The sequence below is a fragment of the Mycobacterium sp. genome (genome assembly GCF_035499775.1).
In the GTDB taxonomy this organism is placed as follows: domain Bacteria; phylum Actinomycetota; class Actinomycetes; order Mycobacteriales; family Mycobacteriaceae; genus Mycobacterium.
In genome coordinates, this window is sequence record NZ_DATJYB010000290.1 from 1 (window position 1) to 10,899 (window position 10,899).

Below are 10,899 nucleotides of genomic sequence, written 5' to 3' on the forward strand. Positions count from 1 at the left end.
AGCGCACGGGGTCGGGTGTGCCGCAGCACCATGGATTGGCAGGTGAATTGTCCCGGCGGCTATCGACGCCCGCCTGCGCCCGTTGCAAAGTGGACCTCGCACAGCGCAGCCGGTGATTTGGTGACGCTGACACCGATGAGGAGACCCGAACATGGAGCTTCCCAGTGAAGTCTTTTCCGGCCTGACCCGTCCGGACAAGGTCATCAGCGCAGCCGAAGCCGTCGCGCTGATCCGCGACGGCGACACCATCGTGGTGGAGGGTTTTGCTTGCCAATGCTTTGCCGAAGAGCTGACCCTGGCGCTGGAGGAGCGCTTCCTGAAGACCGGCGCTCCGAAGGATCTGACGCTGGCTTTCACTGTCGCTCAAGGTAATCGGGCGGACCGGGGTACCGACCGACTGGCCTACGAAGGCCTGCTCAAAGCCGCCATCGGTGGGCACTGGGGGATGTCGAATGAGCTGGGCAAGATGGCCGTGGACAACAAGATTGAGGCCTACAACCTGCCGCAGGGCGTGATCGCGCAGCTGTTCCGCGACACGGCCGCCGGCAAGCCGGGCCTGCTCACCCGCGTTGGCCTCGGTACGTTCGTCGATCCCCGCGTCGCCGGCGGCAAGATCAACGACAAGACCACCGAAGAACGCGTGGAGCTGATGACGATCGGCGGCGAAGAGTACCTGTTCTACAAGGCATTCGACCGGTTGGATGTCGCGTTCCTTCGCGGCACCACCGCCGACCCGGCCGGCAATATCTCCATGGAGCACGAGGCGCTGTTCCTCGAGTCCCTGGCCGTCGCGACCGCGGTGCACAATCTCGGCGGACTCGTCATCGTCCAAGTGGAACGGATCGCCGAGCGGGGGGCGCTGAAGCCGAAGGACGTGAAGATCCCAGGTGTGCTCGTCGACTGCGTCGTTATATCTAAGCCCGAACACCACACCCAGACGTGGGGTACCCAGTACTCCCCGGCGCTGAGTGGAGAGCTGCGCGTCCCGCTGTCGTCGATACCGGCACTGCCGCTGTCCGGGCGCAAGGTGATCGCTCGCCGGGCGGCCATGGAATTGCGTCCCAACTCCGTGGTGAACCTGGGCATCGGAATACCCGAAGGCGTCGCTAGCGTGGCCGCCGAGGAGCACATCCTCGACTACATCGTGCTGACGGCCGAGCCCGGCGTGATCGGGGGGTTGCCTTTGGGCGGATACGATTTCGGTGCCGCGGTCAATGGCGATGCCATCCTGGACCAGCCCGCGCAGTTCGACTTCTACGATGGCGGCGGCCTCGATGCGGCGTTTCTCGGGATGGCCCAGGCCGACTCGCACGGCAACGTCAATGTCAGCAGGTTTGGGCCGAAGCTCGCCGGATCGGGCGGGTTCATCAACATCAGCCAGAACGCCAAAAGTGTGATCTTCATGGGCTCGTTCCTGGCGCCGGCCCGCACCCAGGTTGTCGATGGTCGCATCGTCGTGACCGACGGGGTCGGTGCCGCGAAGTTTCTGGAGAATGTCGAGCAGTGCACCTTCAGCGGCGAGCTTGCCGGCGCCACTCGGCAGCCCGTCTTATACGTGACCGAGCGCTGTGTGTTCCGGCTCACCCCCGACGGATTGGAACTCACTGAGATCGCCCCTGGCATTGACCTGGAGAAGGACGTGCTGGCTCACGTCGGGTTCACACCCATCATCGACGGCGACCCGGCGCTGATGGACGCGAGGATCTTCCTGGACGAACCGATGGAGCTCAAGGACGAACTGCTCACGGTCCCGCTGGAAGCGCGCTTCGTCTATGACGCCGAGCGCAACATTTTCTTCATCAACATGGAAGGCATGTCGGTAACCACGGAGGAAGCGCTCAAAGCCATCACCGCCGAGGTTGAGCAAGGATTGGCTGCCGTCGGCAAGAAGGTGCCCGTCGCGGCGAACTACGACAATTTCTACCTCGCCCCCTATCTTGCCGACGCATACGCCGCCGCCGTTCGCGCCCTTGCCGAACACTATTACGAAGGCGTAACGCGTTACACCACAAGCTCGTTCATGCGCCTCAAGCTGAGCGGACATCTCTCTGAGCGCGGACTCGCGCCGCATCTCTACGAAAACCGTCAAGAAGCACTCGACTGGCTCAGCCGATAACGGGCGCACCCGCCCGATCAGCACTGTTGCTGTGCACGTGCATTATTCGTGACCGGACAAACTGTGCCATTAACCATCGATCCACCGTGTCGTCCGTCGCAAGATATATGCGTGCGGCCGATCGAGAATGGCCGCCTCGACCCAGAGTCGGTTACGGACATCGGAACTGACCCGAAGAGATGAGGAGCGATATATGAGTGTGTACCGGGTTACCGAGGTCATCGGGGTCAGCGACGAATCTTGGGAAGCGGCTGCGCGCAGCGCCGTCGAGACTACAGCAGGGACCGTGCGCGAGCTGCGCGTCGCCGAGTTAATCCGCCAGGACGTCACGATCGAAAACGGTCAAATCAGCGCATACCGGGTTTGGTTGGCGCTGTCATTCAAATATGACGCGACCAACAGGTAGATCGCCGATTCGGCCGGGAGGTCCTGCATGAGCGAACTGGTGGACGTGCAGGTGACCGACGGCGTCGCAACAATCCGGCTGGACCGGCCGCCGATGAACGCGATCAACGTGGCGATGCAGTCTGAACTACGTGCGGCCGCGATGATGATCAGCGCAGCGCCCGCTGTCCGAGCGGTGGTTATCTACGGTGGCGAAAGGACTTTCGCTGCGGGCGCCGACGTCAAGGAGATGGCGGATCAGGACTACCCGGCGATGCCCGTCGTCAGCCAGGCGATGCATGCGTCGTTCAGTGCGGTGGCGGCCATTCCCAAGCCGGTCGTCGCGGCGGTCACCGGCTACGCGCTCGGCGGCGGACTGGAATTGGCTCTGTGCGCGGACTTTCGGGTGTGCGGCGAAAGCGCCAAATTCGGACAGGCCGAAATACTGCTGGGGATCATCCCCGGTGCCGGTGGCACCCAACGACTGCCGCGCCTGATCGGGCCGGCCCGGGCCAAGGATCTGATCTACACCGGACGGCGCATCGATGCGGGGGAGGCGCTGCGGATCGGGCTGGTCGATCGGGTGGTGCCCGACGGGGAGGTCTACGACGCGGCAGCCCGGTTCGCCGCCGAGTTCTGCGCCGGCCCCGCCCAGGCATTGCGCGCCGCCAAGCAGGCGATCGACGCCGGTCTCGGCCTCGATCTCGACACCGGCCTCGCGATCGAGCGGGTGCATTTCTCGGCGCTGTTCGCCACCGAGGACCAGAAGCTGGGAATGCACAGCTTCGTCGAGAGCGGCCCCGGTAAGGCGCGCTTCGTCGGTAAGTAGGCAGGGCGTATTGCTTTGCGCCACAACCTGTTGGCGCACCCGACGTTTCCTCCGCTACTGGCTGTAGTCGTAGAAGCCCCGACCCGATTTGCGGCCCAAGTGGCCCGCGGCGATCATGCGCTTCATCAGCGGCGGCGTCGCGTACTCGTCGCGCTTGAATTCTTCGAACAACGAATCGCAGACCGCCTTGAGCACGTCGAGGCCGATGAAGTCGCACAGCTGCAGCGGGCCCATCGGGTGACTGGCGCCGTACCTCATCCCGGAGTCGATGTCCTCGCGGCTGGCGAAATTCTCTTCGTACATCCGGACCGCGCCCATCAGGTAGGGCGTCAGCAGGAAGTTGACGATAAACCCGGCTCGGTCCTTCGTCTCGATCGGGTGCTTGCCCAGCCGCGCAACGAATTCCCGTGCAGCCGTTATGGTCTCGTCGCTAGTGTCGAGTGCCCTCACGATCTCGACCAATTTCATCACCGGCACCGGTGAGAAGAAATGCAACCCCACCACGCGGCCCGGACGGCTGACCGCCCCGGCAAGTTCGGCAATCGGAATTGACGAGGTGTTAGAGGCGAGGATCGTCTCTTCGCTGACGATCTCGTTGAGCCCCTTCATGATTGAAAGCTTGAGCTGGAGGTTCTCGGGTATCGCCTCGATGACCAGGTCGCTGCCGGCGACATCGGTCAACTCGCTGGTGAATTTGATCCTGGCCAGGGCCGCATCGCGCTGGTCGGCGTCAAGCTTTCCCCGTTTCACAGCGCCGTCGATGGACTTCTCCAACCTGGTACGCGCCCCATCGATGAAGTCAGGCAATTCCCGGATCAGCACGTCGAATTCCGCGATGGACGCGGATTCTGCGATGCCCGCGCCCATGAATCCACCACCGAGGATGGCCACCGATTTGATTGTTTCCGCCATGCCGTGTGCCTCCATCTGAAATAGGGTTAAGCCCGCTTCGCCAGCGGGTAGTTCGGTTCGTCGGCGTGCCGGTGCGTTGCGGCGTAAGTGAGTTCGTGGCGCGCCCGTTCGACGGTGATGATCCGCTCGCCGCGGTGATGGCTAAAGCTCAGCGACCGCAGCCAGCTGTACAGCGTGATGAACCGGTTCCCCCAGCCGATCAAATACAGCACGTGGATGAAGCCCCACATCAAGTAGCCGAGGGGACCGGTGAACCTCATCCCAAAGGCGTTCGCCACCGCGGCATTGTGTCCAATGGTCGCCATGCTACCTTTGTCGATGTACTTGAACGGTGCGCCGGCGTCGTCGCCGTTCAGCCGGGCCCGGATGACCTGTCCGACGTATTTGCCTTCCTGGATCGCCGGCTGGGCGACCCCAGGCAGGCCGTTGAGCGACACCATGTCGCCGATCGCGAAGACGTCCGGGTGCCCGGGCAGCGTGCAGTCTGGTAGCACCACCACCCGCCCCGCGCGATCGGTGTGGCTGCCGGTGGCCGCCGCGAGCATCTTCGCCAGCGGGGAGGCCTGCACCCCGGCGGCCCAGATTTTGGTGCGCGCCGCGATCCGTTCCTCGGGGCCCTCGGGGCCCAGCACGGTGATGCTGTCGTCGGTCATCGCGGTCGCTGCGGTGTCCACCCGCACCTCGACGCCCATCTTTGTCAGCCGCCGCCGGGTGTAGCGTTGCAGCTTCGGGTGGAACTGTGGCAGTACCGCCGGAGCGGCTTCGATCAGCACCACCCGGGTCTCGTTGGCGGTGTCGACCGAGCGAAACTCCTGGGGCAGTACTCTTTTGGCCAGCTCGGCGACCTGCCCCACCAGTTCCACCCCGGTAGGTCCCGCGCCGATCACGGCGAACGTCAGGAATGCTGCACGCTGTTCGGGATCCGCTACGGTCTCGGCCATCTCGAATGCCGACAGGATGCGGCTGCGCAGGTCGCGGGCATCCTCGAGAGTCTTCATTCCCGGCGCGAATTCGGCCCAATCGTCGTGCCCAAAGTAGGCGTGCGTGGCGCCGGCCGCCACGATCAGCGTGTCGTAGCGGCGCCGCAGTGCGCGACCGTCGGGTGAGACGCCGTACAGCATCTTGGCGTCAAGATCGAAACGCGTCACTTCCGCCAGCACGGCACGCGCGTTGTCCTGGTCCCTGATGATGCTGCGCAGCGGCGGCGCGATCACGCCTTCCGACAGGATCCCGGTAGTGACCTGATACAGCAGCGGCTGGAACAGGTGATGGTTGGTGCGATCGACGATCGTGATGTCGACGTCGGCGCGGGCCAGCGCCTTGGTCACGCTGAGCCCCGCGAACCCGCCGCCGACCACCACGACCTGATGACGTCTGGCCATGTTGGTCACCGGTGACCGCTGTTGTGCGACATTCTCATAGCCGCTCGAAAATCGCGGCGATGCCTTGTCCACCACCGATACACATCGTCACCAAAGCGTACCGTCCGGATATGCGTTCGAGCTCGTAGAGCGCCTTCACGGTCAGTATGGAACCGGTCGCGCTGATCGGATGTCCGATCGAGATGCCGCTGCCGTTGGGGTTTGTCTTGTCCTCGGGTGGGCCGAGGTCACGCATGACCGCGATCGCCTGCGCGGCAAACGCCTCGTTCAGTTCGATCACATCGAGGTCGTCGACAGTCAATCCGGCGCGCCCCAGCAACGACTTGACGGCCGGAACCGGTCCTATCCCCGTGTATTTGGGGTCGACCCCCGCATAGCTGTAACCAACCAGCCGAGCCATCGGCGACAGCCCGCGACTTTCCGCAACGGCGCGATCCATCATCACCACCGCCGACGCACCATCGTTCATCGACGAGGCGTTGCCCGCGGTCACGGTGCCGTTCTCCTTGAAAACCGGACGGAGTTTGGCCATCGAGGCGAGGTCGACGTCCGTCCGGATGTGTTCGTCGTGTTCGACGACCGTCGTGCCTTTCTTGGTCTTGAGCTCCACCGGGAGTATCTGCTCCTTGAATACCCGTCGGCGCTGGCCCGGGCGGCACGGCGATGACTTTCGACCGCCAGCGCATCCTGCTCTTCGCGCGGCACACCCCACTTCGCTGCCACATTCTCGGCGGTAATGCCCATGGGGTAGTCGTCGAACGGATCCGTCAGCCCACCAGTCACCGAGTCGACCAGCTCGCTGCTACCCATCCGCTGACCCCAGCGGTGGTTCTCGGCCAGATAGGCACCGCGGCTCATGGACTCCGAACCGCCCGCCACCGTACAGTCAGCGTCGCCGAGCAAGATCAGCTGCGCGGCATCGATGATGGCCTGTAACCCTGTGCCGCACAGGCGATTTACTGTAACCGCGGGTGTCTTGACCGGCAGGCCCGCATTGACCGCGGCGACTCGGGCCAGGTAGACATCGTGCTTCTCGGTCGGGATGACGTGCCCGAAAACAACGTGAGCGACATCATCGGGAGCCACCCCCGCCCGGCCGACAGCCTCCTGGATCACCATGGCCCCGAGCGTGGCTGGCGACAAATCTTTCAGGCTGCCGCCGTAATTCCCGACCGGAGTACGAACCCCGCTGAGCACAACGACTTCGCGTGCTGCCGCCATTTACGCCTCCCATCGGTGGATATTGCGCAAAGCGTAAGCGTGCCAGCACGTCTGGTCATTGGACTGCAGCCCCGGCATTGTGCGTCGCGGTTGGATTCGCGCACAATGGGCCGCCCGATAAGTGTGGGCGGCGGTCATTGTTGGGCAGGTCGGCCGCAGTCGCGGCCGGGCGGGTACTGAGACCAAGGCGCCGCGCCCCACGTCAGTGCTCCCGCGCGTATCTGCCGGGCGCCGGCTCGATCACCGTCGTTCCGGCCGCCGCCTGGCGCCGCCGGTGCCACCATCTTGCGACGGCCGTTGGCTGAGCCACGTCGTGAAGTGCGGCCACCACGAGTCGGATTTCTTCTCGGCCCCCTCCAACCAAATTGCCGGGTCGGATTCTTCGGCTTTGCCGACATAGAAGCTCGCCCTGGGGTTACGGGTGGGTTGACGAGCGCGGCGATGTGTCCACTGGAGGACAACACGAAACGCGCATCTGTGCCGCTTAGCAATCGGGCGCTGCGGTAGCAGGCCTGCCACGGCGAGATATGGTCTCTTATCCCGGCGACGACATAGGTATCAACGGTTATCGTCGAAAGGTCCACCGCTGTGCCGAGCATGCTGACTGCGCCCGGCGTCGTGGGCGAGAACGCCGCCAACGTGCGCCAGGACTCGCTGTCCGGCCTGGAAAGGTATGGCATTGCGGTCGATCCCGAACGTAATCATTCCGATGTCCGCGGGGCGCGGGTGATCTCGACGGACGACTCAGAGACCACCGTCTTGGTGGTGCCCACCAACGAAGAACTGGCGATAGCCCGCGCCGCCTGGCAATTCACCTGATTTCCGGCTGTATTTGCAGGTCAACGGAATGGTCCAGTTTGCCGGCTCCTAACTTACCGCCCCCGAACCGAGCCGGGCGGATGTTCCCCGGCACTATGCGGCGGGACGACTGTTGTTCACCTCCACATCGACAAACCCTATTGCCCGGACGAGGCTGCGAATTAACAGCAGTCACAATTTTTGCAATCGTGCCAGTAGTTGGGAGCCACGGCGTTGAGTGTTGACCGTGATGCCTTGTTCATTGGTGGGGGCTGGGTCAAACCAGCCACATCGAAACGGTTCACGGTGCTGAATGCCAGCACAGAGGAAGTACTCGGGAGTGTGCCCGAGGCCACCGAGGCCGATGCGGACTGGGCGGTGGCGGCGGCGCGGGACTGCTTCGAGAACTCCGGTTGGGCCAGCTGGTCACCTCAGGACCGGTCGACGGCGATGCACCGGTTCGCCGACGAACTGGATAAACGCGCGGCGGATTTGTCGACAACCGTGTCTCAGGAGAACGGGATGCCGATCGGGCTGAGCGAAATGCTGGAGGGCGCCTTCGCGATCGGTATGTTGCGCTTCTACGCCGATTTGGCCAGGTCGACACCGGCGGAGGAGAGCCGGCCATCGCAGCTGGGGGTGGAGACGCTGGTGCGCCGAAGTCCGCTGGGTGTGGTCGCGGCGATCGTGCCGTGGAATTACCCGGTGGTGTTGGCGATGAGCAAGATCGGGCCCGCGCTGGCCGCGGGCTGCACGGTGGTGGTCAAGCCTTCGCCGCCCAGCACGCTGCTGGATTGCTACATCCTGGCGGAGGCGGCCGAGGCCGCCGAATTGCCGCCCGGGGTCATCAACTGGGTTCCCGGTGGCCGGGACATCGGTGCCTATCTGGTCAGCCACCCCGGCGTGAACAAGGTGGGCTTCACCGGGTCGACCGCGGCGGGGCGCTCGATTGCAACGGTGTGTGCGGGGTTGTTGCGTCCGGTCACGTTGGAGTTGGGGGGTAAGTCCGCGGCGATTGTGCTCGACGACGTCGATATGGACGAAATCTGGCCGAATCTGCAATTCGTCACATTCTTGAACAACGGCCAGACGTGTGTGATGTGCAGTCGACTGCTGGCGCCGGCGAGTCGCTACGACGAGATTGTCGACGCGGTGGCCACGCGGGTGTCGTCGTTCAAGATCGGTGATCCGTTGGACCCTAGCGTCGAGATCGGCCCGCTGGCCTTCGAGGCGCATCGGCAGCGAGTCGAGAGCTATATCGAAAAAGGCAAGGCCGAAGCGAAATTGGTTGCTGGTGGTCGGCGGCCGAAACACCTGGACCGCGGCTGGTTCGTGGAACCGACGGTGTTCGCCTACATGGATAACTCGGCCACCATCGCCCGGGAGGAGATCTTCGGGCCGGTGTTGGCGATCATCCCCTACGACGACGAACAAGACGCGGTGCGGATCGCAAACGACTCGGTGTACGGGCTGGGCGGGTCGGTGTTCAGCGCCGACGTCGAACGGGCGAAAGATGTTGCCCGCCAGGTGCATACCGGCACAATCGGGATCAACGGGTATCCGGTTTCGATTGGGTCGCCGTTCGGTGGTGTGAAGGACAGCGGGATGGGCCGCGAGTTCGGCCCCGAGGCATTGAGCAGTTACCTGAACCTGAAGTCGATGTATGTCGGCGGCTGACAACGACCCGGCTCGCCATCGGGGATACGACGCGAGTGTTACGGATGGCCGCCAGAAGATCCCGCTGACAGAAATTCGACGTCTCGAGGCGAAGCCTGACGGAGCACGCGAAAACGTGATGGCACAGACGGTCCGAACCAACAAGCGCACCGCCGGGCCCCACAGCACCAAACGCGGGCGGGCGACCTACGACAACGAAGCCGCCGAAATCGTTGCGCCCCTGGACTTGCTGCTCAACGATGCCGCGCTGGGGATCGGTCGCCGGCTGCTGCCGAACCGTTCGTGGGTGCGGTTTGGTTTGGCCCTGGCGAGGCGACCGCGGGTAGTGGTCGGACAGGGGCGCGACCTGGTGGTCGAGCTGGCCAACGTCGCGCGCGGAACGTCCGAGCGGATCCCGGAGCGGTCGGACAAACGATTCACGGATGCGGCGTGGTCGCAGAACCCGGTGTTGAAGCGGGCAATGCAGGCCTACCTCGCAACGGCCGATGCCGCCTACGGCGTGCTATCCGGCGCCGATCTGGAGTGGCGTGACCAAGAGCGGATGAATTTCGTAATCGAGAACCTCGTCGACGCGTTGTCACCGTCGAACAATCCGCTGCTGAGCCCCCTCGGTTACAAGGAGGCCATCGATACCGGTGGTGCCAGCGTGAGCCGGGGAGTATTCCGCTTCGTCAGGGATCTCACGACCAAGCCGCGCGTTCCGTCGATGGTTGAATCCCATGCGTTCACCGTCGGTGGGACCGTTGCGACCACAGCCGGGTCGGTGGTCTTCCAGTCGCGCGTATTCGAGCTGATCCAGTACGCTCCGCGCACACCCACGGTCCGCTCCGCGCCGTTGCTGATCGTGCCACCGGTGATCAACAAGTTCTACATAGTCGACATTGCGCCGGGCCGTAGCCTGATCGAGTACTTCGTGGAGCAGGGTCAACAGGTCTTTGTCATCTCGTGGCGCAATCCCAAGGCGCGACACCGCGACTGGGGCTTCGACACTTACGGATCGGCCATTCTCGATGCGATCGCCGCGGCCGAGTCGATCACCGGTTGTGATCGCACACACCTGTTCGGCACCTGCTCGGGCGGGACGTTGGCGTCGATGGTCGTCGCACACTTGACCGCTATCGGCCAGGCGAATCGGATCGCGGGTCTCGCGTTGGGGGTCACCGTGCTCGACCAGACCAAAGCCGGCGTTGCCGTGGCCTTGGCCGACGAGTCGGTCGTCAACCGGGCGATCCGGTCCTCGGCGGCACGCGGTTATCTCGACGGTCGCGCGCTGGCGGAAGTGTTCGCCTGGCTGCGGCCCAACGACCTGATCTGGCGCTACTGGGTGAACAACTACATTCAGGGCCGGAAGCCGACGCCCTTCGATGTGCTGTTCTGGAACGCCGACACCACGCGGATGTCGGCCGCGCTGCATCGAGACATGGTGCAGACCGGGCTCACCAACGCGCTCACCGAGCCGGGAGGTGCCACAATGCTGGATACCGCGGTCGACCTGTCGAAGGTCACCGTGGACACTTACGTCATTGCCGGTATCGCCGATCACATCAGCCCGTGGCAGGCGTGTTATCGCAGTGCTCGGT

7 protein-coding genes and 2 pseudogenes are annotated in these 10,899 nt (G+C 64.0%); 6 read left to right on the forward strand and 3 right to left on the reverse strand.

Translation table 11 applies throughout. The annotated features are described in order from the left end of the window. Nucleotides 1-151: 151 nt before the first annotated feature. The 3 genes from VML93_RS18750 (at nt 152) to VML93_RS18760 (ending at nt 3,329) form a co-directional block, all read left to right on the forward strand. On the forward strand, nt 152-2,116 hold the full coding sequence (locus VML93_RS18750; protein WP_325612964.1) for an acyl CoA:acetate/3-ketoacid CoA transferase: 1,965 nt from the start codon (nt 152-154) through the stop codon (nt 2,114-2,116). A gap of 193 nt (nt 2,117-2,309) precedes the next feature. Further along, the gene (locus VML93_RS18755) at nt 2,310-2,522 is read left to right on the forward strand and encodes a dodecin family protein (RefSeq protein ID WP_325612966.1); all 213 of its coding nucleotides are present in this window, start codon (nt 2,310-2,312) and stop codon (nt 2,520-2,522) included. Between the two features lie 27 nt (nt 2,523-2,549). Next, nucleotides 2,550-3,329, forward strand: a complete 780-nt coding sequence (locus VML93_RS18760; RefSeq protein ID WP_325612968.1) for an enoyl-CoA hydratase/isomerase family protein — start codon at nt 2,550-2,552, stop codon at nt 3,327-3,329. A gap of 54 nt (nt 3,330-3,383) precedes the next feature. Here the strand turns inward: VML93_RS18760 and VML93_RS18765 are convergent, their stop codons facing one another. From VML93_RS18765 to bktB, 3 genes and pseudogenes are all read right to left on the reverse strand, one after another. Beyond that, nucleotides 3,384-4,241 (reverse strand): 3-hydroxybutyryl-CoA dehydrogenase, encoded by an 858-nt coding sequence (locus VML93_RS18765; RefSeq protein WP_325612970.1) that lies wholly within the window; start codon nt 4,239-4,241, stop codon nt 3,384-3,386. A gap of 26 nt (nt 4,242-4,267) precedes the next feature. Next, nucleotides 4,268-5,623 (reverse strand): NAD(P)/FAD-dependent oxidoreductase, encoded by a 1,356-nt coding sequence (locus tag VML93_RS18770; RefSeq protein WP_325612972.1) that lies wholly within the window; start codon nt 5,621-5,623, stop codon nt 4,268-4,270. A gap of 34 nt (nt 5,624-5,657) precedes the next feature. Beyond that, nucleotides 5,658-6,844 (reverse strand): annotated as a pseudogene (bktB, locus tag VML93_RS38640) (beta-ketothiolase BktB). Between the two features lie 612 nt (nt 6,845-7,456). Between bktB and VML93_RS18790 the strand changes: the two are divergent. From VML93_RS18790 to VML93_RS18800, 3 genes and pseudogenes are all read left to right on the forward strand, one after another. Continuing rightward, nucleotides 7,457-7,663, forward strand: a pseudogene (locus tag VML93_RS18790) (acetate kinase); the annotation flags it as partial. A gap of 213 nt (nt 7,664-7,876) precedes the next feature. Further along, complete coding sequence (locus VML93_RS18795) at nt 7,877-9,319, forward strand: aldehyde dehydrogenase (RefSeq protein ID WP_325612976.1); 1,443 nt, start codon at nt 7,877-7,879, stop codon at nt 9,317-9,319. 118 nt (nt 9,320-9,437) lie between these two features. Then, nucleotides 9,438-10,899 (forward strand): PHA/PHB synthase family protein (locus VML93_RS18800; RefSeq protein ID WP_325612979.1); only part of this gene is annotated, 1,462 nt, incomplete at its 3' end.